Here is a 23,101-nt window from a genome sequence, read left to right as displayed (position 1 = left end):
ATGCGTATGAACGCAGCTGAACCGCGGTCGCTTTCTCGCGGGGTGGGGAGTTCCCACTTCAGCAGTTCAGGCTTCGGAAGCGCAAACCTTCGCCAGATGATCAGACACCTGAACCTCGGACCGGTCAATGAGACCAACGTCCCACAGGTGAGCGACAAGTCTGCGGAATGACGCTTCGACGGTGCCGGAAGTCAAAGGCGGACGGCGATGGAACGCTGCCCCGTGGAAACCACGTTGACCGAGGCGTTACGCGCGATGGCCTCAATCGCACTGGATTCTGAATTGGCGGAATTTACCGGCATTCGCGAGACTGGGATCAACAGCTCTGGGCAACGATTTGCCAGCCGGACAGGATGGGTAGACGACGGCTCGGCACCTTGAAGCTGCCGCAGGGATGAGGGTGGCGGGAACGTCGGAACAGGGCCGACTACTGCCGCCCGCGACAGGCAGTAGCCGGCCAGCTTCAGCCCGCCGCGACATACCCAGATGGAAACTCGAATGACGCATCTGGGCTGCATGATCCGACTTTCGGCGCTTCAGCGTGTAAGCGGCGGGCTTACGTACCTGATCGCCTCCTCACCTCAGCGAGCGACGGCTTCGGTCAGCGTCGGATAGTCGGTGTAGAACTTCTCTGTGCCACCAAAGAAACCTTCCCTGTGCGGCTCATTCATCGGAGCGTTGGTCTTGAGGCGTTCGACGAAATCCGGGTTCGCCAACACCATGGCGCCGTACGCTTCCAGATCGGCCATGCCCGAAGCGACGTCGACTCCCACCTGTTCGCGCGATCGCCCTGGACGGTTCAGAATCAGTTTGCCGGTCCAGAGCGAACGGATGTCCCGCAGAAGAGCCTCATTACCCTGGTGCATGATGTGCAGATAGGCGAGCCCCAGCTTGTCGAGTTCGCCGACGAGGTAACGGTAGAGCTCCGGCCCTTCGGCACCTTCGTCAATGCCCCACATCGACGTACCGGGCGACAGGCGGATGGCCGTTCGATCAGCGCCGATCTCGCGGGCAATTGCCTTCGCCACCTCGATGGCGAAGCGTGCGCGGTTTTCGATCGAGCCGCCGTATTCGTCCGTGCGTGCGTTTGCGCTTGGGGCGAAAAACTGCTGGACCAGATACGCGTTCGCGCCGTGAATTTCGACGCCGTCCGCACCGGCTTCAACCGCGCGGCGTGCCGCGAAGGCAAAGTCGGCGACCGTCTGGCGAACCTCCTCGATCGTCAGCGCGCGCGGCACCGGAACGTCCTGCATTCCCGTGGCGGTAAACATACCTGTGCCCGGTGCGATCGCAGACGGCGCCACACCCGGGCGGTGATGAGGCGTGTTGTCCGGGTGGGACATACGTCCGGCGTGCATCAGTTGAATGAACATGTGACCGCCCTTCCGATGCACTGCATCCGTGACGCGCTTCCAGCCGGCCACGTGCTCATCGGTGTAGATGCCGGGTGTCATCAGGTAGCCCTGGCCGTCCGCTGAGGGCTGAGTCCCCTCCGAGACAATCAGGCCGACGCTGGCGCGCTGCCCGTAATACTCAACGGCCAGCTCGCCTGGCGTGCCGTCGAACATGGCACGCGACCTGGTCATCGGCGCCATGACCAGGCGGTTTCGCAGAGTGTTGCGGCCAACACGAACGGAATCGAACAGTTTGCTCACGATGGGATCCTCGAATGAAGTGGAACCGGGAACAGGCGCCACTGGTCGACGAAGCCATGTCGGACACTTCCGTATCCCAAAGCGCGTCAACTGCAGCCTGAACTTGCGATGAAGGCATCATCGTCTGCTTCACGCGGAAGATAAAGATGGCCTTTCGGATATCATTGCTGCAGCAATGGAGCAATGCGAATGGACGACTACCTCAATGACATGGCCTTGTTTGTAGAGGTCGTCAAAGCCAAGGGCTTTCGCAACGCTGCGCAAGCGATGGGCATTCCGAATTCGACGGTGTCGAGGCGAATCAGCGCACTGGAGAAAACCATCGGGCTGCGCCTGCTGCATCGCACGACCCGCAAGATCGAGTTGACCGAGGCCGGTCTGATTTACTTCGAGCGATGCAAGCGCATTGTCGACGAGGCCCGCCTCGCCCACGAGCAGCTCGGCGAAATGCTCGCCCAGCCTGGTGGGGTACTGCGCGTATCGCTGCCCGTCGATTTTGCAGTGACATACCTGGCACCGCTTGTCGTGGAGTTCGCTGAACTGTATCCGGGCATCAGCTTCGACTTCGACCTCACGCCTCGGCGAATCGATCTTGTCAGTGAGCCCTACGACGTTGCGATCCGCATAGGCGAGTCCGAAAACTCGCAGTTGATAGCGCGCACGCTGGCCTCGCTGACCCCATACCTGTACGCATCGCCCGGCTATCTCAAACAATCGGGGGAACCTGACCGGCCCGCCGATCTCGCGCAGCACGAATGCCTGGCTATCCTGAAGGCGGCCACGTGGACGTTGCATGATGGAAAGCACACCACTACCGTGCCCGTGCGCGGACGATTCGCGCTCAACAGCGTCGGCATGATCCGACGTCTCGCGGCATTGGATAGGGGCATTGTTCTGATGCCAGAAGAAGTGGTCGCAGAGGATCTGGCCAGCGGGACATTGCGCCGTATTCTCCCGGACTGGCACGGCACGGCCGTGCCGATCTACGCGATCACGGAAACCAGGCTGCTGCCCGCGAAAACACAGCGCTTTATCGAATTCCTGCAGGAACGCCTGGCGCGGTAGCGCGGCGAACGTTGCGCCCGTGTGCGGCTGATCCGCCACACGAACCGACAATCGGCTGATCAGCCAATGAAAGTCCGTTCAGCGTCGACTACCGCCGCCCGCACCGCACGTGCTGATCTGAACGTACCAGGTCGTACCTGCGCCCTCACGCCTGCGCTAGCGCGACCGCGTCCGCACCAGCGGGTATGCGCATCGGTGTGGAAGGATCGGTGACTGCGCTCCACACGGCCGCCGCAACGTCAATGGCGTTGGTGACCGGTGTGGTCGTATTGCGTACTGCAGCGAACACGCTTTGCGCAAAGTCCGAGTATGCGTCGGGTACACCGTCGCCCATTAGCCGCCGGGCGTTGTCGCCGAAGCTCGTGCCTGGCGCACGCCCTGGGAGCACCAGGCGCACGCGCACATTGAAGGGCGCCAATTCCAATGCGAGCGATTCCGTAAAGGCGTTCACTGCTGCTTTGCTACCCGTATATACAGACAGCAGCGGCAAGGGCTTCATCGTCACAGTGGATGTCACATTCACAATGACACCTGCGCACCGGTGCCGGAATTGAGGCAATACCGCCTGCGTCATCGCGATGGTGCCTAGCGTGTTGACTTCAAAAACTTCGCGAGCGTTTGCGAGTTCGACGCCCTCCAACGGCGAGAGCAATCCGACTCCGGCGTTGTTGACCAATGCGTCGATTGGACCGGCATCCTGAATACAGCGACGAATACTCTCTGCATCGGTGACGTCCAGCGGCAGAACGCGGAGTCGGTCCGAAGGCGGCAACAGGTCCTCGCGTGGCGCGCGCATTGTCGCGATGACACGCCACCCTTTGTCGAGGAAATGCCGTGCCGTTTCAAGGCCAAAACCGGACGAGCAGCCGGTTATGAGGACGGTGGGGAGTGTAGACATTGAAGGATCCGATAGGGTGGGCAGAGCTTGTACGATAGGCCTGCCGCCCTGGATCAGCTATAGTTACTTGTCCATTTTTCTGTTGAGATAGTCCACAGATGGTCGACCCACTCGGGGAAGTCGTCTTGCTGTTGCGGCCTCAAGCCCCTTTCTCCAAGCTTGTCCTCGCATCCACCCCTTGGGCAGTGCGCCGCGCCGAGATGGGCCGTCCGTTCTATTTCGTGGTGCTCCAGGGGGCTTGCCACCTGACGGTGGACGGTGCGTCGGATGACGAACCGATAACGCTGCGTGAAGGCGACTTCGCACTCATTCCCGCCGCGCGTGGATTCGCGACGTCGAGTCTCGATCGGCAACCACCGCGCGTTGGCGAGGCCGTCACCACACCGATCGCACCGATCCCGGGCGGGGCGCGCGTCGGTGATCCTGAAGCCCCTGTGGACCTTCGCATGCTCGTCGGCAACTGTGAATTCGGCTCGCCGGACTCGGCAATGCTGCTTTCACTCCTGCCTCAGTGGGTGCTCGTTCGCCGGCAGCGCAGCCTGTCGACGCTGGTTGACCTCTTGCGTGAGGAGTCTCGCGCCGATCGGCCGGCGAAAGATCTTGTGGTGGCCCGTTTGCTGGAAGTGTTACTGATCGAGGCCTTCCGATCGGCCGCCGACACTGCGGCGTCACCGGGCCTGGTGCGTGGGCTGTCCGATCCAAAGTTGGCGATGGCTCTGCGGCGCATGCATGAGCAACCTGCGGCGCAGTTGAGCGTTGAACAGCTGGCACGCGATGCGGCGATGTCGCGTTCTTCTTTTTTTGACCGCTTCCGCCGGGATGTTGGCGTCGCCCCGATGACCTACCTGCTCACATGGCGCATGTCCCTGGCAAAAAAACTGCTGAAAAACGGGCGACTGACGATTGCCGAGATCGCCGAGCGTGTGGGCTACAGTTCGGCGAGCGCCTTCGGCGTCGCCTTTACGCGACATGTCGGAATGCCACCGGGACTCTATTCGCAAGCGCCATCGACGACGCCATTGTTTGACGACCCTTCGGAACCGTTCGACAACGACAATCCAGACAACCAGGTCCGGGCCGGTCAACGGAAGCATGTCGTTCAGGGTACCTAAACCCGTCGTTGCACGGACGCGTCTATCAACAGCGGCAGTGGGTCGACTACCGCCGCCCGCACCGCTTCGGGTTCCGCGATAAAGCGCCACTCAACATCCACAGCCGCCCCACACCCCACCCTCACATCAACAACTGCCGCCCCAACACTTCCCGTGCCTGCGCGACCGTTTCCGACTCACCGGAATACGGCGGCGTCAGCGAAAACACCGCTTCCGGCAACACCGGCAACCGATGTTTCGGACCCAGCCTCACGAGCCCGTCCACAATCGCCGACGCGCACAGGCAGCCCACGCCCAGCCCAGCTGCGAGCATCGATTGCAGTCCGGCCACACCGGATGCACTGTGCACGAGCTCATAGGGCACACCGCTTTCTTCAAGTGACCGCACCGCGACCTGATGCATCATGCAGTCGCCCGGCAGCAGAACGAGCGGCAACGGATCGGGCAACTGCTCAGCAAGCGACGGCGACGCAACCCAGTGGAGCGGCTCCCGGCGCAGCATCCAGCGCGTATCGGCGGCAGCGGGTCTGAACGGGCCACTCGACATATTCATGACCACCCCGATATCGATCTGCCCTTTCGCCTGCGCGAGTTCGATTTCGGCGCTCTTCATTGTGCTGACATGCAAGCTCAACTGCGGATAACAGTCACGCAGCCGCACCAGCATGCCGGCCACCTCGTTGGTGCGGAAATAGTCGGTGATCGCGACGCGCAATTCGCCCTTGATCGCCTGCCCGCGCAATTCGTCGAATGCGGCCTCATTGAGCGCCACGATGCGCCGCGCGTGGTCCAGCAGCCGCGCCCCCGCAACCGTAGGCTCGACACCGCGCTTGCTGCGCACGAACAACGGCACGCCCGCGCGGGTCTCGAGCTTGCGCACCTGCTCACTCACTGTCGACTGCGATAAGTGCAGGAGCGGCGCGGCCGCGGACAAACTACCCGCCTGCGCCACCGCGGCGAAGGTCCTCAACTGGTCAAGATCGAAACCACGCATTGCATCCCCCATCCATCGGATTACTCGATGGATGCTACCACCAATTCCCGCTTTTCAGGACGATACGCTGGGGGCAGACTTTCGACTCGATCATGCCGGCTGCACGCCCAGTAAGGAGCAAGCAGCCGGGATGGCGCATTCCGCGCCCTGTCCCAGAGAGTCTCCCCCATGTCCGACAACACGCTCGCCGCACGCACCCCGGCACCCTACGCGCCAGCGGAAACGGCACGCAGCCATCACGGCTGGGCGCTGGTGGTCCTGCTCGTTGGCGCGATACTGCCGCCGCTCGACTACTTCATCGTGAACCTTGCACTGCCGGCCATCCGCGACGGCCTGGGCGCCCAGCCCTCCGAACTGCAACTGGTCGTCTCGGCCTACGCATGCGCGAACGCCGTCACGCAGATCACGGGTGGCCGGCTCGGCGACCTCTACGGCCGAAAACGCCTCTTCATGATCGGGATGGCAGGTTTTGTACTCGCGTCCACGCTGTGTGGCCTCGCTGGCAGCGGCCCGGAACTCGTCGCCGGGCGTCTCCTGCAGGGTCTGTTCGCTGCGATTCTCGGACCGCAGGTGCTTGCCACGATCCGAAGCGTGTTCACACCGCACGAACAGGTGCGCGTCATGGGCCTTTACGGTTTCGTCTTCGGCCTCGCGGCGGTCATCGGCCAACTCGGCGGCGGCGCATTGATCAGCCTCCATCCGTTCGGGCTCGGCTGGCGTTCGATCTTCCTCGTCAATCTGCCGATCGGCGTGCTGGCCCTGCTGGGCAGTTGGCGTTTCATTCCGGAAAACCGGCCGCCGCGCGGCAAGCGCATCGATCTGCCCGGGTCGATTCTGCTTTCGCTTTTCCTGTTGATGCTCGTCTATCCGCTGACGCGCGGACCCGAGGCCGGTTGGCCGCTCTGGATGCTCGCCTGCCTCGCCGGTTCGCTCCCGATGCTGTATTTGCTGGTCCGGGTCGAGTGGCGCAGGCTCGTGGACGGAAACGATCCGCTCCTCGACGTGCGCCTGTTCCGGAATCCGGTCATCGCGCTCGGCCTTGCTTTGGCATTCCTGTTCTACATGATGAGCGCGTTCTTCCTGACCTACGGCATCTATCTGCAGGGCGGCCTGCACTGGACGCCGCTCGCGTCGGGGCTTGCGATCATGCCGTTCGGCCTCGGTTTCATCACGAGCCCGCTCCTGATGCCGCGTCTCGTCTACCGGTTCGGCGGCTACCGCGTGCTGACGCTCGGTTTCGCGTTACTGGCGATCGGGCTTGCGACGGCCGCCGCGCTGGCCGGCTCCGGCACGCCCAGCCCGGGCTTCTACGTGGGGCTCGCGACGATCGGCCTGGGCCAGGGCCTTGTTCTGCCATCCGTCGTGCGGATCGTGCTCGCCGAAGTCGAGCCCGAGCGCGCGGGTGTCGCGTCCGGCATGGTCACGGCGACGCTGCAGATCGGCGCCGCCGTCGGCGCGGCAACGCTGGGCGGCCTGTTTTTCTCGACGCTAGGCACGAATCCCGGTGTCGTGGATTACGTGCATGCGTTCAGGACGTCGATGTTCGCGCTTGTCGCGATCCTGGTTCCTTGCGCTGTGCTGTCTTCCGCGCTCGAACCACTGCATCGGAGACTGCATGCGAGCAGTTGACGGCTGCGGGCGGGCGCTCGCCAATAATCGACGCAGCCCGGCGTGCTAGTGCGCTTCGTCGACGACAGCGCAAGCGACGAAGCGTAAAAAAAGCCCTCCCGGAATCGAGAGGGCTCAGTGAATCAAATCAGCGAGGCGCCGCGTGACGGCCGCGCCGCAACGCAGATCAGATGTGCTGATCCGTCGACGGCTTCTCCCAAAGATTGACACCGCCTTCGGTCGCATAGCGGTCGATCTCGTCGAGTTCTTCTTTCGAGAACTCGAGATTCTTCAGCGCGGCGACGTTCTCGCGCACCTGCTCGGCACGGCTCGCGCCGATCAGCGCCGACGTGACGCGACCGCCGCGCAGCGTCCACGCAATCGCCATCTGCGCGAGGCTCTGGCCGCGGCGCTGGGCGATTGCGTTGAGCTTGCGCACGTGTTCGATGTTCGCGGCGCTCAGGTGCTCGCTCGAGAGCGAGCCGCCGCCGGGACGATTCACGCGCGCGTCTTGCGGCACGCCGTTCAGATACTTGTTAGTAAGGAGTCCTTGCGCAAGCGGCGTGAAAGCAATGCTGCCGACGCCGAGGTCATCGAGGGTGTCGAGGAGCCCGTGCTCGACCCATCGGTTGAGCAGGTTGTACGACGGTTGATGGATCAGCAGCGGCACCTTGTATTCGGCGAGCAGCTTCGCCATCTCGCGCGTCTTCGCGGGCGAATACGACGAGATCCCGACATAGAGCGCCTTGCCCTGCTGCACCGCGCTCGCGAGTGCGCCCGCGGTCTCTTCGAGCGGCGTCTCCACATCGAAGCGGTGCGAGTAGAAGATGTCGACGTAGTCGAGCCCCATGCGCTTCAAGCTCTGATCGAGGCTCGCGAGCACGTACTTGCGCGAGCCGCCGCCCTGGCCGTACGGGCCGGGCCACATGTCCCAGCCAGCCTTCGACGAGATCAGCAGTTCGTCGCGGTACGGACGGAAGTCGTCGTGGAAGATCCGGCCGAAGTTGGTTTCCGCGCTGCCGTACGGCGGGCCGTAGTTGTTGGCGAGGTCGAAGTGCGTGATCCCGAGATCGAAGGCGGTGCGCAGGATTTCGCGCTGCGTCGCGATCGGCGTGGTGTCGCCGAAGTTGTGCCACAGGCCGAGTGACAGCGCGGGCAGCTTGAGTCCAGACTTGCCGCAAAAACGGTATTGCATGTCCGAATAGCGTTCGGATGCTGCTTCGTAGGCCATGGATTGAATCCTCGATGAAAGCGGGGGAACTGCGCGGGAGAACTGCGTGGGGAAACTGCGCAGCGTACCGGCGCGCGGCAGAGGCTGACATGGTAGCCAATCTGCCCGTGCTGTGCAGACGCCCACTATGCGGGATTTCAGGGGCGGTGCCCGATAGACGCCACGTCACCGCTCGCCTACACTGCGGCGTCCGTACCCTCGAGAGGTATTTCATGGCCAAAGCGATTTCATTCGCGCTGATCATATGCGGCGTCGTGCTGCTGTATTTCGGCGGTCAGTCGTTTCATTCGCTTTCGAATGACATGTCGCGGCTATTTACCGGCGCGCCCACCAACCGCACGATCATGCTGATCGTAGGCGGCCTGGCGGCGACTGTCGCGGGCCTCACGGGACTCGCGAGTTCAGGGCGGCGGCGCTGACGCTGTCGCGCGGCAATGCGGGGCGCGGCTCCACAGCCACCCGTTCACCGCGCTTTACTGCGGACGCATGCGACAGGCCGCAAAAGCGGCCCGCCGTTCGCATCGTTCAGAACGGCACTTCCGGCATCCCTGCCGATCGTGTGCCCGGCAGCGGCACGTTGCTCGCGCCGTGATACGTGAACACGAGCGAAAACTTCACCTGATCGCTCTCGTTGCGCCCCGCCGAATGCAGCGTGTTGCAGTGGAAGAACACGACATCACCGGTCTTGAGCGGTGGCGACACGGCACGGTCGATCCACACCTGGTTCTCGGGCAGATCGGCGCGGAAGAATTTCGCGGCGTCGAAACGATCCGACGTGAACGCCGCCTCGTGCGAGCCCGGCACGAACATCAGTCCACCGTTCGCGACCGTTTCGGGCCCGAGCGCGAGCCACACGGAAATGAGATCGTCGCGTTCGAACGACCAGTAGCGCGCATCGCGGTGCCAGCCGGTGAGGCTGCCGTAGGCGGGATGCTTCGTCATCAGGCAGTTGTGATGCGCACGCGAAAGCACCGGTGTTTCGCCGAAATACAGTTCCATCCAGCCGCCGATTTCCGGCGACGTCGCCCACTCGCGAAAACGCGCATGACGCGAGTACGCGTCAAGCAGACGCCGAACCGTATGTCCGCCAGCCGCCTGTTTCGACTCAGGTGCGCCGGGATAGCGCAAATCGGCCTCGAATTCGATCGGCGCAGTGGCCTCCTGCAACTGCGTCTCGCCGATGCGCTTGAGTTCTTCGCAGCGCTCGGGCGAAACGAGTCCCGGCACCACCACGAAGCCGTGGTCGCGTAGCGACTGCACTTGTTCCTTCTTTGACTGGAGTGACATTGGACTTCCGTTGTTCGAGGTCTCTGGCGTCGGGCGCGCGCCCTATCGTTCGATTGTAAAGCGAGTGGCGCGGCACCGTAGGGCCTGTCGACGGCCCGCAGGCAGACACCGAAGCCGCAGCGGATACGGTGTTTGACGCATCGATACGATCGATCACTATTCACGTCAACGCGTGCGCAACGGTGGCGAAAACATCGGATCAGACATAGTCGAACAGACAACCGCGAGCCATCAACGCACGCGCACGGCATTGGGGCGCACGCACCGTCATGGCGTCAGAGGGCGCAATCGCATGCGTCATGAGTGCGCGACCAGGGGGTTTAACCGACTTCAGCACGTCACGAATCGCGTGTAGCCTCCGTGCATGTCGTTCGAGATTTCAGATACTCACCCGCACGAACGGGCAGCCCGCATCCACTGTGAGGCCCGCCACAGAACGCAGGCCCGTTCCGTCGCTTTCATCGCCGCTCCACGAGAGCGTTGCGAACTGTGCGGTGTTTTCCAATTCCGTCTGGACAGGCACGTTTGCTGCTGCAAACGAAGCGCCATGTAGGCGCCCCTCGCCCCGACTCCACTAAAGACCATGCACACCGTTTTCGACACCCGTCGTCTTACTCACGTCGCATTGAAGGCCGCACGTCCCGCACGCCGTCACGTCACGCGCGCGCTTCGCCACCACACGGCACGCACGCGCGCACTTGCGGAACAAGTGCGTCAAACGAAGCCCATCCACAGCATGCGCGCCTGGTACCACTCGTTCTTCTCGGTGCTGCGCGTGCGTTCGGGCGCGCGGCATTTCTCGCTACGCACGCTGCTTTATCGCCCCAGCACGCCGCTGCGCGTGTTCAGCACGGTCGGCAACAAGCCTGTGGCGGACAGCAACGCGCCGCGCGGCAGTATCGTGCGCCGTCCGCGCCGCATGTCGGCGAGCAGCACGGGATGGTTTGCGTTCGCGATGCAATAAAGGCGGCACAAATAAAAAACCCCGCACGGGCTCGACGCCCTGCGGGGTTTTTCTTCGTCTGGCGCGCGAACTGCACGGGCCAGACAACCAAAGCTCGTTACGCCAGCGCGCCCACCGGCTCCGTGCCGGCGGCTTCGGCCAGCGCGAGTGCCTTGTCGGTGGCTTCCCACGAGAATTCCGGCTCTTCGCGGCCAAAGTGGCCGTAAGCAGCGGTCTTTTCGTAGATCGGACGCAGCAGGTCGAGCATCTGGATGATGCCCTTCGGACGCAGGTCGAAGTGCTCGCGCACGAGTTGCGTGATCGTCGCGTCCGAGACTTTGCCCGTGCCAAACGTGTTGACCATCACCGAGGTCGGTTGCGCGACGCCGATTGCATACGACACCTGGATCAGGCAGCGCGATGCGAGGCCTGCGGCCACGATGTTCTTCGCGACATAACGGCCCGCGTAGGCAGCCGAACGGTCCACCTTCGACGGATCCTTGCCCGAGAACGCGCCGCCGCCGTGCGGAGCTGCACCGCCGTACGTATCGACGATGATCTTGCGGCCCGTAAGACCGCAATCGCCCTGCGGGCCACCGATCACGAAACGGCCGGTCGGGTTCACGAGGAACTTGATCTCGCCCTTGATGAGGTCGGCCGGAAGCACCGGCTTGATGACTTCTTCGATCACGGCTTCGCGCAGCGTACCGAGGTCGATGTCCGGCGAGTGCTGCGTCGACAGCACGACGGTGTCGATTGCATGCGGCTTGCCGTCGACGTAGCGGATCGTGACCTGCGACTTCGCGTCGGGACGCAGCCAGGGAAGACGGCCATCGCGGCGCAGGTTCGACTGGCGCTCGACGAGACGGTGCGAAAGGTGGATCGGCAGCGGCATCAGCTCGGGCGTTTCGTCGCATGCGTAGCCGAACATCAGGCCCTGGTCGCCCGCACCTTGATCAAGGTTATTGTCGTGCGCGCGGTCCACGCCCTGGGCGATGTCCGGCGATTGCTTGTCGTAAGCGACCAGCACGGCGCAGCCGCGGTAGTCGATGCCGTAATCGGTGTTGTCGTAGCCGATGCGCTTGATCGTGTCGCGCGCGACCTGGATGTAATCGACGTTTGCAGTCGTCGTGATTTCGCCGGCGAGCACGACGAGACCCGTGTTGCACAGCGTTTCGGCTGCAACGCGCGAGTACTTGTCCTGGGTGAGGATGGCGTCGAGGATAGCGTCCGAGATCTGGTCAGCGACCTTGTCCGGATGGCCTTCGGAGACGGATTCCGAAGTGAAGAAATAGTCGTTTGCCACGCTCTAAACTCCTTTGACTGGTAACGGTTGTATTCACGTAGCCAGCTTCGGAAGCTTTGAAGCGGCGACGCTTTAGCGGATTTCCTGACCCGTTTTCGCTTCGCAGTCGATTGATTGACCACGATCTGGCTCAAACCGGCTTCGCCCCGCAAGTTGTCTATTAACTCGGCGAAGCCCGTATTATAGCGACTTCCTTCTTTTGTCGCAGGTTCACGTCGCGTGCCGTCCATCGTATTCACCCATACGCCCTCAAGGGGTTTCGTCTACGTATTCGCCGCCGCAAACGTCCGGGGAGCCGTCCAATGCTAGGCAAGCTCGGCTCCCGTTTCGCCATCGGCCTGCTCAAGTTTTTTGCGATCCTGCCCTATGGTTTCGTCGCCCGTCTCGGCGACGGCCTCGGCTGGCTGCTCTATCAGATCCCGAGCCGCCGCAAGCGCGTCGTCCATACCAATCTCAAGCTCTGCTTCCCCGACTGGAGCGACGAGAAGCGCGAGGACGTCGCGGGCAAGCACTTCCGCCATGCGATCCGCAGCTATGTGGAGCGCAGCGTGCAGTGGTTCGGTTCGGCGAAGAAGCTCGAAAAGATCATCGAACTCGACAGCGAAGTCGACCTCACCGATCCCGACCTGCCGCCCACGCTGTTCCTCGGCTTGCACTTCGTCGGCATCGAGGCGGGGTCGATGTTCCTCAACTACTCGCTGCATCGTCCGTGCGGCTCGCTTTATCAGCCGTTCTCGAACCCCGAGTTCGAAGCCGCTGCGAAGGCAGGTCGCAGCCGCTTCGGCGCCGAGATGGTCAGCCGCGCGGATAGCGCACGCGTCGTGCTGCGCTGGCTGCGCGACAAAAAGCCCGTGATGCTCGGCGCTGATATGGATTACGGCATGCGCAACTCGACGTTCGTGCCGTTCTTTGGCGTGCCCGCCTGTACGCTGACTGCCGTGGGGCGTCTCGCGAAAGTGGGGCGCGCACAGGTGGTGCCGTTCATCGGCGAGGTGCTGCCGAACTACAAGGGCTATCGGCTGAAGGTGTTCAAGCCGTGGGACAACTACCCCACCGGCGACGACGATCTCGACGCGCGCCGCATGAACGCATTCCTCGAAGAGCAGATTCCGCGGATTCCCGAGCAGTATTACTGGGTCCACAAGCGTTTCAAGACGCGGCCGCCGGGTGAGCCAGGGGTGTACTGAGGACCGTCTGCAAAATCGGGCGGGTCCTAAAGATCCCTGCGATCTGGCCCGCTAGCATGGGGCATCGTTCTCAGCGGTGTGCCCCCTATGATGCAACGCTCGTACCCCTCGATGTGCCTTGACGCCAGGAAGCAGTTTCGGCGCCTCCCCGATTTTCGACGCAGGCTCCCAACGCTGCTTCTTTACCTCGCCCTGGCACTGACGAATTCTGCGCACAGTGTCGCGGCGAGCACTGGCGCTTCCGACAACCCATGCGGCCGGATCGACCCCGGATACGTGCTTGACGACAGCCTGCGCGGATCGTTCGGCTCGACCCAGCCTGTCGAAGCCTGCATTGACGTTTTACGAGCGCAGAACGACGGGAAGCGTCGCTTGCGAATCTTCGTCGACGGTAAACACGTGCTCTCGAACGACGACGTCGCGATGGGCACGGAAGATGGCGGCATGCTGGGTGATCCGTATCAGCAACTCGAGATCAGCCACGGTTCGCTTGTCGTTCAGAACGTGGGCGGCGGTGGGCCGTTGCGCTGGAGCGAGACATGGCGTCTGACGACACGTAACTTCCAATGGATTGTCGCGGGGTGGGACGAGGGCGGCTGGGACTTTCATCGCGCCGCGGACGGCGGCGGCGAATTTCATCAAAGCGTCAATGCATTGACAGGCGATGTGCGTGACAACTACGACCCACCCGGCGACGATGACGCCCCGACGAAACGCTCGTCGCGCCGTACCTGCAAGCTGCCACCCGAGTGGCGAAGCCCGGCGATCGCACGGATCGCTGCAATACGCGACCGAAGCTGGCATTGCGACGCATCTTTCACGAAACCGATACGGGGCGGTAAGTAACCCGGACGGCGTAGCGAAGCTGTGAAGCGTCAAGACGTTGTTTTCCTGCGCACACAGTCGTGACATCGATGCAAAACCGTCGAGGCAACCGCGCGGGCGATGCCATGTGAAGCGTCCGGACGCCGCCTCGCCCTGCACACCGTAAATCGCCCGGCAGCCGGGACGGGCCACGCCGGACCGCAGGCAGCCGCCGGGCCACGCCGTGTTATCAAGCGTTTCCAGCGTGTATCATTTGGCATTCGCCTCATGCGGTCCAGATGGACTGCGAAGCGTGATCTTCAGGCTGTCACCTACACAGCCTTTCGCGGCAAGGAAAAGACGTAAAACGTGAAGCTCAAATTCACCAAAATGCACGGTGCCGGCAACGACTTCGTCGTGCTCGACGGCTATAGCCAGCCACTCGCGCTCACGCCAGAGCAGGTGCGTGCACTCGCTGACCGCCACTTCGGCGTCGGTGCCGATCAGTTGCTGCTCGTCGAGAAGCCGACCATCGAGGGCGTCGATTTCCGTTATCGCATTTACAACTGCGACGGCGGCGAGGTCGAGCACTGCGGCAACGGCGCGCGTTGCTTCGTAAAGTTCGTCCGCGACCGCAAGCTCACGGACGCAAACCGCGTGCGCGTGCAGGTGCAAAACGGCACGATCACGCTCGTCATGCAGGAAAACGGTGAAGTCGTCGTCGATATGGGCAGCCCGGTCTTCGAACCGGCGCGCGTGCCGTTCGATGCGAACGAGCTCGAGGGCCGCCGCGAGGGCAATGACACCTTGTGGCCGCTCGACGTGAATGGCGAAACCCGCTGGATTTCGACCGTATCGATGGGCAACCCGCACGCGGTGCAGGTAGTCGACGACGTCGAGGCGTTCCCGGTGCTCGCGGAAGGCCCCGTGGTCGAGGCGCATCCGCGTTTCCCGAAGAAGGTGAACGCCGGCTTCATGCAGATCGTTTCGCGCAACGAGGTGCGGCTGCGCGTCTACGAGCGCGGCGCGGGCGAGACGCTCGCGTGCGGCACGGGCGCGTGCGCGGCCGTCGCTGCGGGCATCCGGCGCGGTCTGCTCGACACACCCGTCAAGGTTCACACGCACGGCGGCATGCTCACGATCGCCTGGGACGGTGCGCGCGACGAGTCCGCCGCGCTCCTGATGGCGGGTCCCGCCACAACCGTATTCGAAGGCGAAATCGATCTGGCCGACTGAGCGCCGTGCCCGTGCCCCCGGAGGTTCACCACGCCGGCCGCCAGCGTCCGATTCGCCGCCGAACGATTCATTTGCTTCATTGATTGCGCGCCCCGCGCGCCTTTGACAACAACGCGCCAAAACATGAACGATCGCGAAGTCGCCGACTATCTGCTCGCCAATCCCGAGTTCTTCGTTGAGCATGCCGAACTGCTTGCGTCGATCAAGCTGGGCAACCCGCACGGCAAAGCCGCCGTATCGCTGCAGGAGCGGCAAATGGAGATGCTGCGCGAGAAGAACAAGCATCTCGAACGCCGTCTTTCCGAATTGCTGCGCTACGGCCACGAAAACGACAGCATCGCCAGCAAGTTCGGCCGCTGGACGACGCGCATCGTCGCCGAGCGCGACCCGTACGCGCTGCCGCGCACGATCGCCCAGAATCTGCGCGATGTGTTCGACGTGCCGCAGGCTGCGCTGCGCGTCTGGGACGTCGCCGAGACCTACGCCCAGGCCGACTTCGCGCGCCAGCCCGGTGAAGAAGTGCGGCTCTTCACGAACAGCCTTGCGGTACCGTATTGCGGCGCGAATTCCGGCTTCGAAGCTGCGCAGTGGCTCGATACGGCGGATGGCGCGCCGCAGTCGGTCGCGCTGGTCGCGCTGCGCGCCCTCGAGGCAGACGGCAAGCCCGAGTCCGAAGGCAACGCGTTCGGCCTGCTCGTGCTGGGCTCGCCCGATCCGCGCCGCTTCCATGAAGGCATGGCCACCGATTTCCTCACCCAGATCGGCGCGCTCGCGAGCGCGGCGCTCACGCGCCTGCTGCCGCACTGAGCGAGCAGCCTTTCCTAAGCGCAGCCCATCGTGACGCCAACCGATCCGATCGCCGACTACCTCGCCAGCCTCGAACACGAGCGGCGGCTGTCGGCGCACACGCTGCGCGGCTACACGCATGAGCTCGATGAGCTGAAGAAGCTCGCAGGCGCTCGCCCGCTGGAGAAGATCACGCCCGCCGACGTGCGCGGCGCCGTCGCGCGCGCGCATTCGGGCGGCCTCTCGGCGCGCTCGATCGGGCACCGGCTATCGGCGTGGCGGGCGTTCTATCGCTGGCTCGCGGGGCGCATCGAACTCGATGCCAATCCCGTGGCCGCCGTGCGTGCGCCCAAGCGTGCGAAGACGCTGCCGAAGGCGCTCTCCGTCGACGACGCCCAGCGGTTAATGGAAGCCCCCGGCCCCGCCGTCGCCGAGGGCCACAGCGCCGAGGCATTGCGCGATCACGCCATGCTGGAACTGTTCTACTCGTCGGGGCTGCGGCTCGCAGAACTCGTGGGCCTCGACGTGCGCTACGTGAAACGTGACGGCCACGAATCGGCTGGCTGGCTCAAACGTGACGCGGCCGAAGTCGAAGTCCAGGGCAAGGGCAACCGGCATCGCGTCGTGCCGGTCGGGCGCAAGGCACTCGATGCGCTCGACGCCTGGCTCGCCGTGCGCGATACGCTCGTCAAGCACGACGACGCCCCGCTCTTCATCTCCGTGCGCGGCAACCGCATGGCGCCCGGCGTCGTGCGCGAGCGCGTTAAACGTGCGGCGCTCGCCGCCGGTATTCCGGCAAACGTCCACCCGCACGTGCTGCGGCACTCATTCGCGACGCACCTGCTGCAGTCCAGCGGCGACCTGCGCGCAGTGCAGGAACTGCTCGGCCATGCGAGCATCGCGGCCACCCAGGTCTATACATCGCTCGATTTCCAGCATCTGGCGAAGGTCTACGACACCGCGCATCCGCGCGCCAAAAAGCGCGACTGATGCATCGCGGCGTGCATGAGCGGCCGGGCGACCCGGCCGCCGCACGTTGCGTCTTTTTGTATTGAACACACCATGAATATCGTCACGCTCAAACCCTCGAAAGAAAAATCCCTGCTGCGTCGCCATCCGTGGGTCTACGCGAATGCGATCGACCGCGTCGAGGGCAAGCCCGCCGCGGGCGCGACAGTGATCGTGCGCGCGCACGACGGCCGTTTCCTCGCGCGCGCCGCGTACAGCCCGCACTCGCAGATCCGCGCGCGCGTCTGGAGCTTCGACGAAAACGAACCCATCGACCACGCGTTCTTCAAGCGCCGCGTGCAACGCGCCGTCGCGCATCGCCAGGCGATGGTGAGCAACACCGGTGCAGTGCGCGTGATCTTCGGTGAAGCCGACGGCCTGCCGGGTCTGATCGTCGATCAGTACATCGAAGACGGCGCGAATGGGAATACAACGGGCCGCGGCCAGCTCGTCTGCCAGTTCATGGCGGCGGGTGTCGAGGCTTGGAAGGAAGCCATCGTGGGCGCGCTCACGAGCGCGACCGGCTGCCCGAACGTGTACGAGCGCTCGGACGTGTCGATCCGCGAGAAGGAAGGCCTCGAACAGATCACCGGCCTGCTCGCGGGCGACGAGCCGCCCGAAACGATCGTGACGAACGAAAACGGCGTGCGCTATCACGTCGATGTCCGCAACGGGCACAAGACCGGCTTTTACGTCGATCAGCGCGACAACCGCGCGCTCGTGCAGACCTTCGCGCGCGAGCGCGACGTGCTCAACTGCTTCTGCTACACGGGCGGCTTCTCGCTCGCGGCGATGAAGGGCGGCGCGAAACGCGTCGTATCGATCGATTCGTCGGGCGAAGCGCTCGCCACGGCGCAGAAGAACGTGGAGGCGAACGGCTTCGACGCCGCTCGCGCCACCTGGCTCGACGCCGACGCCTTCAAGACGCTGCGCCGCCTGCATGAAGAGGGCGAGCGCTTCGACCTCGTCGTGCTCGATCCGCCGAAGTTCGCGGCATCGCGCGAGCACGTGGACCGTGCGGCCCGCGCGTACAAGGACATCAACCTCACCGGTCTCAAGCTGCTGCGTCCGGGTGGCTTGCTCTTCACGTATTCGTGCTCGGGCGCAATCGACGCGGAGTTGTTCCAGAAGATCGTCGCGGGCGCAGCCGCCGACGCGAAAGTCGACGCGCGCATCCTCAAACGGCTCGGCGCGGGCGTCGACCATCCGCTCCTGACCGCATTCCCCGAAGGCGAGTATCTGAAGGGCCTGCTGTTGCAGATTGCCTGAGCGACCCCATCTGAGGGCCGACTGCACGATCCGGAAGGCTCGCGGTCGCGCCCCATATGTGACGCGGCACCTCGCCCGGCGCGACCGCCGTGGCCAGGCACCGGGACCGCAGATATGTTTCAATAGCTAGTTATCTTGTAACACCGGACGACGGCTGCCACCGTTTTCACGCTTCGACGCGCGAGAAACCCGCACCGCCCGGCCAGCGTTTCGACCCAGGCACAGTACAAAACAGGCACCCAGCATGGCATCCATGATTCCCGTCACCATCCTGACCGGCTTCCTCGGCAGCGGCAAAACGACGCTGCTCAAGCGCATCCTCAATGAAAATCACGGCATGAAGATTGCCGTGATCGAGAACGAATTCGGCGAAGAAAACATCGACAACGAGATCCTCGTACAGGACAGCACCGAGCAGATCATCCAGATGAGCAACGGCTGCATCTGCTGCACGATTCGCGGTGACCTCGCGCGCGTGCTCGGCGACCTCGCGCAGCAAAAGCGCGACGGCAAGCTCGATTTCGACCGCGTCGTGATCGAAACGACGGGCCTCGCCAATCCGGGCCCGGTCGCGCAGACGTTCTTCATGGATAACGAAATCGCCGACGAATTCCTGCTCGACGCGATCATCACGCTCGTCGATGCAAAGCACGGCAACCATCAGCTCGACGAGCACGAAGTGGTGCAGCGCCAGATCGGTTTCGCGGATCGCCTGTTCATCACGAAGGCCGACCTCGTCGACGAAAGCGAACTCGGCGACCTGCGTCATCGCCTGATGCACATGAACCCGAAGGCGCAAATCCGCCAGGTGGATTTTGGCGTTGCCGACATCAAGGAAGTGTTTGACCTGCGCGGCTTCAACCTCAACGCGAAGCTCGATATCGACCCTGATTTCCTCGAGGAAGACGATCACGCCCACGCGCATCACGATCACGCGCACGACCATGATCACGACCACGCGAACTGCGACCACGATCACGGTCACTGCGATCACGAAGGCCACGACCACGGCCACCACCATCACCACGCGCACCACGACGACAAGATCAAGTCGTTCGTGTACCGCAGCGACCGTCCATTCGATCCGAACCGCCTCGAGGACTTCCTTGGCGGCATCCTGCAGATCTACGGCGAGCGCCTGCTGCGCTACAAGGGCGTGCTGTACATGAAGGGCGTGGATCGCAAGGTGGTGTTCCAGGGCGTCCACCAGATGATGGGCAGCGATCTCGCCATGAAGTGGCTGCCGGCCGAAAAGAAGAACAGCAAGATGGTGTTCATCGGCATCGAACTGCCGCAGGACCTCATCACCGACGGCCTCGACGCCTGCCTCGTCTGATGCGTTTCTCACCCGGTCCCGCGCGTCCTGCGCGCCGGGCCGGGCCCGCCTTTCCCCCCGCCTGCGTGTCCCGCCCCTCAAATAACGTACCCGACCATCGCTTTTTCACAATTGGCGCGTTATATTTTCCGGATAACGGTGTATCGAAAATCGGCCGGATGCAGGGATTACCCCTTTTACGGGTGAGTTTGCGATTCAGTTACAATACGGCCCCACTGGAAAACAGGCTGGACGGCAGGTAGAAGCCGGACCCTGAGCCTCGATTCGGTACCGGGCCGGTAGCGCGCATCATGGCCGTGCCAACATGCACAAAGCATCGCGAGCACGAGCAGAAAGGCAGTCCGCCGGAAACGTTTGCACCGGACGGTCGGCTGTACCGGCAGCACGCAAAGTCGTAGCGCAGCCGGTATGGAAAATGCCTCAGAAGCGTCTGAAAACCGGTTTCCAGAGGAGTTCGGCCCCGCAGCGGCAATCTGGCGTCACGACAGTAGATCGTCCGTGCCAGCCAGCGCGTCAGCGTAGAAAGGCCCCGTACAAGGCCATTGCGGGCAACACAAAAGTGCGGGCATTAGCACCAGGTTTTTGCCTCACTCATTGAAGAAGCAAGCCAGATGACTACGAAACGACTCTTGACCGAAGCCGAAATCCTGAAGATGAGCGACAAGGATTACATGAACGAGGATCAGCTCGCCTTCTTCAAGAACCGGCTCGAACAGCTGCAGGCGGAAATCCTCCGCAATGCGGGCCAGACCACCGAGAATCTGCGTGAAACCGTGATCGTGCCTGATCCGGCCGACCGCGCGACGATCGAGGAAGAGCATGCGCTCGAACTGCGCACGCGCGACCGCGAGCGCAAGCTGCTGAAGAAGGTGCAGCAATCGCTCGCGCGCATCGACTCGGGCGAGTACGGCTGGTGCGAGGAAACCGGCGAGCCGATCGGCATCCCGCGTCTGCTCGCGCGGCCGACGGCCACGCTGTCGCTCGAGGCGCAGGAGCGCCGCGAACTGCGCCAGAAGCTGTTCGGCGATTGATCGACCAGCCGGCGCGCCGCCGCGGGTGCGCGCCGCACCATCCGCCTTCAGGATCGAAGCGCACGGAGTCCCGTGCGCTTTTTGTTTTTGTAGCGGGCGTTGTTGGCCGCCGCTTTACTGCCCGCTTTTCTGCTCCATTCGCTGACCCCTCCCCCGCCTTCATCGCACATGCCGCGCGTATTTGCCCTGCGCGGCCACTTGAACTCGCCGACGCCGCCCTAAACTTCGACTAATACGCGCGTCGGCGTGCGCCTCCTGGCGCCTCGCGGCGTGCTCCGGATTTCAAGGGACGGCGGCCCCGTGTGCCACCGCATACTCCCGTCAGCAACCGGCATCAACGGTAAAAAAGGAACCCACATGGAGCAATTTCACGGCACGACGATCGTCTCCGTGCGGCGCGGCGACAAGGTCGCGCTCGGCGGTGACGGCCAGGTCACGCTCGGCAACATCGTCATGAAGGGTGGCGCGAAGAAGGTTCGGCGCATCTACGGCGGCAAGGTGATGGTCGGCTTCGCCGGCGGCACGGCCGATGCTTTCTCACTCCTCGATCGCTTCGAAGCCAAGCTCGAAAAGCATCAGGGCAACCTCACGCGCGCCGCCGTCGAACTCGCGAAGGACTGGCGCACCGACCGCATGCTGCGACGTCTCGAAGCCATGCTGATCGCCGCCGACGCGCAGACCACCCTCGTCATCACCGGCAACGGCGACGTGCTCGACCCCGAAGGCGGGATCTGTGCGATCGGTTCGGGCGGCTCGTACGCACAGGCCGCGGCGCGCGCGCTCCTCGACAACACCGACCTGTCGCCTCGCGAGATCGTGGAAAAGTCGCTCGAAATCGCGGGCGACATGTGCATTTACACGAACCACAACCGCGTGATCGAAACCATCGAGTAGATCGAGCCAGCGCGTCGACCAGACACGCATCGACATCATCCACGACAAGGAATCAGGATGAGCACCATGACCCCCGCCGAGATCGTCTCGGAACTCGACAAAAACATCATCGGCCAGGCGAAGGCGAAGAAGGCCGTCGCCGTCGCGCTGCGCAACCGCTGGCGCCGTCAGCAGGTGAGCGATCCGCTGCGCCAGGAAATCACGCCGAAGAACATCCTCATGATCGGGCCAACGGGCGTCGGCAAGACCGAGATTGCGCGACGTCTCGCGAAGCTCGCGGACGCGCCGTTCATCAAGATCGAAGCGACCAAGTTCACGGAAGTGGGCTACGTGGGCCGTGACGTCGACAGCATCGTGCGCGACCTCATCGAAATTTCGGTGAAGCAGACGCGCGAATCGGAAATGCGCAAAGTGCGCAGCAAGGCCACCGATCAGGCCGAAGACCGCATCCTCGACATCCTGGTGCCGACTGCGCGTCCGGTCGGCTTCGGCTCGACGCCCGACACCGCAAGCCAGGGCGACGGCGAGAGCACCACGCGCCAGACGTTCCGCAAGCGCCTGCGCGAAGGCCAGCTCGACGACAAGGAAATCGAGCTCGACATCGAACAGCCGCAAGTGGGCATGGACATCATGGGCCCCCCGGGCATGGAGGACATGACCGAGCAGATCCGCTCGATGTTTGCGAATCTGGGCGGCGGCAAGAAGTCCCGCCGCAAGCTCAAGGTGAAGGAAGCGCTGAAACTCCTCACCGACGAAGAAGCCGGCAAGATGCTCAACGACGAAGAGGTCAAGACGAAGGCCGTGCAGAACGTCGAGCAGAACGGCATCGTGTTCCTCGACGAAATCGACAAGATTACGTCGCGCAACAACGAAGGCGGCGGCGGTGAGGTCTCCCGCCAGGGCGTGCAGCGCGATCTGCTGCCGCTCGTCGAAGGCACGACCATCAACACGAAGTACGGGATGGTGAAAACCGATCACATCCTGTTCATCGCGAGCGGCGCGTTCCACCTCGCGAAGCCGAGCGATCTGATTCCGGAACTGCAGGGGCGCTTCCCGATCCGCGTCGAACTCGACTCGCTGTCTGTGAAGGACTTCGAATCGATTCTCGTCGCGACCGACGCGAGTCTCGTCAAGCAATATCAGGCGCTGCTCGCTACCGAGGACGTACAGCTCGATTTCGCGGAAGACGGCATCCGCCGACTCGCGGAGATCGCGTTCGCCGTCAACGAAAAGACCGAGAACATCGGTGCACGCCGTCTTTACACGGTGATCGAGAAGCTGCTGGAAGACGTGTCATTCTCGGCCGGCAATCATGCGGGCAAGAGCGTCACGATCGATGGCGCTTACGTCGATCGCGCGCTCGGCGAAGTGGCGCAGGACGAAGATCTGTCGCGCTACGTGCTGTAAGCGCTGCCTGGTCGCAGGCAATGTGCAAAGGGGCCCCGCAGGGC

Annotated in this window: 21 protein-coding genes; 15 read left to right on the top strand and 6 right to left on the bottom strand. The window is 63.4% G+C overall.

Features of this window, described 5'->3' with window-relative positions:
- Positions 1-581: 581 nt before the first annotated feature.
- On the bottom strand, positions 582-1,655 hold the full coding sequence (locus L0U80_RS00540) for an alkene reductase (RefSeq protein WP_233861784.1): 1,074 nt from the start codon (positions 1,653-1,655) through the stop codon (positions 582-584).
- Positions 1,656-1,844: 189 nt separating this feature from the next.
- Here L0U80_RS00540 and L0U80_RS00535 point away from each other — a divergent pair, with 189 nt between their 5' ends.
- Positions 1,845-2,720: a LysR family transcriptional regulator gene (locus L0U80_RS00535; RefSeq protein WP_233861782.1), complete on the top strand. Its 876-nt coding sequence runs from the start codon at positions 1,845-1,847 to the stop codon at positions 2,718-2,720.
- Between the two features lie 145 nt (positions 2,721-2,865).
- On the opposite strand, the gene L0U80_RS00530 is transcribed toward L0U80_RS00535, so the two are convergent.
- Positions 2,866-3,618 carry an SDR family oxidoreductase gene (locus tag L0U80_RS00530; protein ID WP_233861780.1) on the bottom strand — a complete coding sequence of 251 codons (753 nt, stop codon included), beginning with the start codon at positions 3,616-3,618 and terminating at the stop codon, positions 2,866-2,868.
- A 98-nt stretch (positions 3,619-3,716) separates the two neighbouring features.
- Here L0U80_RS00530 and L0U80_RS00525 point away from each other — a divergent pair, with 98 nt between their 5' ends.
- The gene (locus L0U80_RS00525; RefSeq protein ID WP_233861776.1) at positions 3,717-4,730 is read left to right on the top strand and encodes an AraC family transcriptional regulator; all 1,014 of its coding nucleotides are present in this window, start codon (positions 3,717-3,719) and stop codon (positions 4,728-4,730) included.
- Positions 4,731-4,851: 121 nt separating this feature from the next.
- Here the strand turns inward: L0U80_RS00525 and L0U80_RS00520 are convergent, their stop codons facing one another.
- Positions 4,852-5,724 carry a LysR family transcriptional regulator gene (locus L0U80_RS00520; RefSeq protein ID WP_233861774.1) on the bottom strand — a complete coding sequence of 291 codons (873 nt, stop codon included), beginning with the start codon at positions 5,722-5,724 and terminating at the stop codon, positions 4,852-4,854.
- Between the two features lie 168 nt (positions 5,725-5,892).
- Between L0U80_RS00520 and L0U80_RS00515 the strand changes: the two genes are divergently transcribed.
- Complete coding sequence (locus tag L0U80_RS00515) at positions 5,893-7,353, top strand: MFS transporter (protein ID WP_233861772.1); 1,461 nt, start codon at positions 5,893-5,895, stop codon at positions 7,351-7,353.
- 166 nt (positions 7,354-7,519) lie between these two features.
- On the opposite strand, the gene mgrA is transcribed toward L0U80_RS00515, so the two are convergent.
- Positions 7,520-8,563 (bottom strand): L-glyceraldehyde 3-phosphate reductase, encoded by a 1,044-nt coding sequence (gene mgrA, locus L0U80_RS00510; protein WP_233861770.1) that lies wholly within the window; start codon positions 8,561-8,563, stop codon positions 7,520-7,522.
- A 212-nt stretch (positions 8,564-8,775) separates the two neighbouring features.
- Between mgrA and L0U80_RS00505 the strand changes: the two genes are divergently transcribed.
- Positions 8,776-8,982: a DUF3185 family protein gene (locus L0U80_RS00505; protein WP_233861768.1), complete on the top strand. Its 207-nt coding sequence runs from the start codon at positions 8,776-8,778 to the stop codon at positions 8,980-8,982.
- A gap of 106 nt (positions 8,983-9,088) precedes the next feature.
- Here L0U80_RS00505 and L0U80_RS00500 read toward each other — a convergent pair whose 3' ends face one another.
- Entirely contained in the window at positions 9,089-9,850 is a 762-nt protein-coding gene (locus L0U80_RS00500) for a phytanoyl-CoA dioxygenase family protein (protein WP_233861766.1), read from the bottom strand.
- A 583-nt stretch (positions 9,851-10,433) separates the two neighbouring features.
- Here L0U80_RS00500 and L0U80_RS00495 point away from each other — a divergent pair.
- Entirely contained in the window at positions 10,434-10,814 is a 381-nt protein-coding gene (locus L0U80_RS00495; RefSeq protein ID WP_233861764.1) for a hypothetical protein, read from the top strand.
- A gap of 97 nt (positions 10,815-10,911) precedes the next feature.
- On the opposite strand, the gene metK is transcribed toward L0U80_RS00495, so the two are convergent.
- Positions 10,912-12,099 (bottom strand): methionine adenosyltransferase, encoded by a 1,188-nt coding sequence (metK, locus tag L0U80_RS00490; RefSeq protein WP_233861762.1) that lies wholly within the window; start codon positions 12,097-12,099, stop codon positions 10,912-10,914.
- A 302-nt stretch (positions 12,100-12,401) separates the two neighbouring features.
- On the opposite strand from metK, the gene L0U80_RS00485 reads away from it, so the two are divergent.
- The 10 genes from L0U80_RS00485 (at position 12,402) to hslU (ending at position 23,057) form a co-directional block, all read left to right on the top strand.
- Positions 12,402-13,286: a lipid A biosynthesis lauroyl acyltransferase gene (locus L0U80_RS00485; protein WP_233861760.1), complete on the top strand. Its 885-nt coding sequence runs from the start codon at positions 12,402-12,404 to the stop codon at positions 13,284-13,286.
- 276 nt (positions 13,287-13,562) lie between these two features.
- Positions 13,563-14,132 (top strand): hypothetical protein, encoded by a 570-nt coding sequence (locus L0U80_RS00480; RefSeq protein WP_233861758.1) that lies wholly within the window; start codon positions 13,563-13,565, stop codon positions 14,130-14,132.
- A gap of 327 nt (positions 14,133-14,459) precedes the next feature.
- Positions 14,460-15,326 (top strand): diaminopimelate epimerase, encoded by an 867-nt coding sequence (dapF, locus tag L0U80_RS00475; RefSeq protein ID WP_233861756.1) that lies wholly within the window; start codon positions 14,460-14,462, stop codon positions 15,324-15,326.
- 123 nt (positions 15,327-15,449) lie between these two features.
- Positions 15,450-16,133: a DUF484 family protein gene (locus tag L0U80_RS00470; protein ID WP_233861754.1), complete on the top strand. Its 684-nt coding sequence runs from the start codon at positions 15,450-15,452 to the stop codon at positions 16,131-16,133.
- Positions 16,134-16,163: 30 nt separating this feature from the next.
- The gene (gene xerC, locus L0U80_RS00465; RefSeq protein ID WP_233861752.1) at positions 16,164-17,102 is read left to right on the top strand and encodes a tyrosine recombinase XerC; all 939 of its coding nucleotides are present in this window, start codon (positions 16,164-16,166) and stop codon (positions 17,100-17,102) included.
- A 72-nt stretch (positions 17,103-17,174) separates the two neighbouring features.
- Positions 17,175-18,389: a class I SAM-dependent rRNA methyltransferase gene (locus tag L0U80_RS00460; protein ID WP_233861750.1), complete on the top strand. Its 1,215-nt coding sequence runs from the start codon at positions 17,175-17,177 to the stop codon at positions 18,387-18,389.
- Between the two features lie 253 nt (positions 18,390-18,642).
- Entirely contained in the window at positions 18,643-19,725 is a 1,083-nt protein-coding gene (locus tag L0U80_RS00455) for a CobW family GTP-binding protein (RefSeq protein WP_373322170.1), read from the top strand.
- Positions 19,726-20,336: 611 nt separating this feature from the next.
- Positions 20,337-20,756 carry an RNA polymerase-binding protein DksA gene (dksA, locus tag L0U80_RS00450; protein ID WP_027793241.1) on the top strand — a complete coding sequence of 140 codons (420 nt, stop codon included), beginning with the start codon at positions 20,337-20,339 and terminating at the stop codon, positions 20,754-20,756.
- 357 nt (positions 20,757-21,113) lie between these two features.
- Positions 21,114-21,650 carry an ATP-dependent protease subunit HslV gene (hslV, locus tag L0U80_RS00445; RefSeq protein ID WP_233861746.1) on the top strand — a complete coding sequence of 179 codons (537 nt, stop codon included), beginning with the start codon at positions 21,114-21,116 and terminating at the stop codon, positions 21,648-21,650.
- Positions 21,651-21,707: 57 nt separating this feature from the next.
- Positions 21,708-23,057, top strand: a complete 1,350-nt coding sequence (gene hslU, locus L0U80_RS00440; RefSeq protein WP_233861744.1) for an ATP-dependent protease ATPase subunit HslU — start codon at positions 21,708-21,710, stop codon at positions 23,055-23,057.
- Positions 23,058-23,101 lie beyond the last annotated feature (44 nt).

Origin of the sequence: Paraburkholderia adhaesiva (assembly GCF_021390575.1) — a bacterium.
GTDB classification, from domain to species: Bacteria; Pseudomonadota; Gammaproteobacteria; order Burkholderiales; family Burkholderiaceae; genus Paraburkholderia; species Paraburkholderia adhaesiva.
This window is presented reverse-complemented; position numbering and strand designations above follow the sequence as displayed.

What these genes read in the sequence shown, in the direction of transcription:
- L0U80_RS00535 (WP_233861782.1), top strand. Translation starts at nt 1,845, where the DNA reads ATGGACGACTACCTCAATGACATGGCCTTGTTTGTAGAGGTCGTCAAA.
- L0U80_RS00530 (WP_233861780.1), bottom strand. Translation starts at nt 3,618, where the DNA reads ATGTCTACACTCCCCACCGTCCTCATAACCGGCTGCTCGTCCGGTTTT.
- L0U80_RS00525 (WP_233861776.1), top strand. Translation starts at nt 3,717, where the DNA reads ATGGTCGACCCACTCGGGGAAGTCGTCTTGCTGTTGCGGCCTCAAGCC.
- L0U80_RS00520 (WP_233861774.1), bottom strand. Translation starts at nt 5,724, where the DNA reads ATGCGTGGTTTCGATCTTGACCAGTTGAGGACCTTCGCCGCGGTGGCG.
- L0U80_RS00515 (WP_233861772.1), top strand. Translation starts at nt 5,893, where the DNA reads ATGTCCGACAACACGCTCGCCGCACGCACCCCGGCACCCTACGCGCCA.
- mgrA (WP_233861770.1), bottom strand. Translation starts at nt 8,563, where the DNA reads ATGGCCTACGAAGCAGCATCCGAACGCTATTCGGACATGCAATACCGT.
- L0U80_RS00505 (WP_233861768.1), top strand. Translation starts at nt 8,776, where the DNA reads ATGGCCAAAGCGATTTCATTCGCGCTGATCATATGCGGCGTCGTGCTG.
- L0U80_RS00500 (WP_233861766.1), bottom strand. Translation starts at nt 9,850, where the DNA reads ATGTCACTCCAGTCAAAGAAGGAACAAGTGCAGTCGCTACGCGACCAC.
- L0U80_RS00495 (WP_233861764.1), top strand. Translation starts at nt 10,434, where the DNA reads ATGCACACCGTTTTCGACACCCGTCGTCTTACTCACGTCGCATTGAAG.
- L0U80_RS00485 (WP_233861760.1), top strand. Translation starts at nt 12,402, where the DNA reads ATGCTAGGCAAGCTCGGCTCCCGTTTCGCCATCGGCCTGCTCAAGTTT.
- L0U80_RS00470 (WP_233861754.1), top strand. Translation starts at nt 15,450, where the DNA reads ATGAACGATCGCGAAGTCGCCGACTATCTGCTCGCCAATCCCGAGTTC.
- L0U80_RS00460 (WP_233861750.1), top strand. Translation starts at nt 17,175, where the DNA reads ATGAATATCGTCACGCTCAAACCCTCGAAAGAAAAATCCCTGCTGCGT.
- L0U80_RS00455 (WP_373322170.1), top strand. Translation starts at nt 18,643, where the DNA reads ATGATTCCCGTCACCATCCTGACCGGCTTCCTCGGCAGCGGCAAAACG.
- dksA (WP_027793241.1), top strand. Translation starts at nt 20,337, where the DNA reads ATGACTACGAAACGACTCTTGACCGAAGCCGAAATCCTGAAGATGAGC.
- hslV (WP_233861746.1), top strand. Translation starts at nt 21,114, where the DNA reads ATGGAGCAATTTCACGGCACGACGATCGTCTCCGTGCGGCGCGGCGAC.
- hslU (WP_233861744.1), top strand. Translation starts at nt 21,708, where the DNA reads ATGAGCACCATGACCCCCGCCGAGATCGTCTCGGAACTCGACAAAAAC.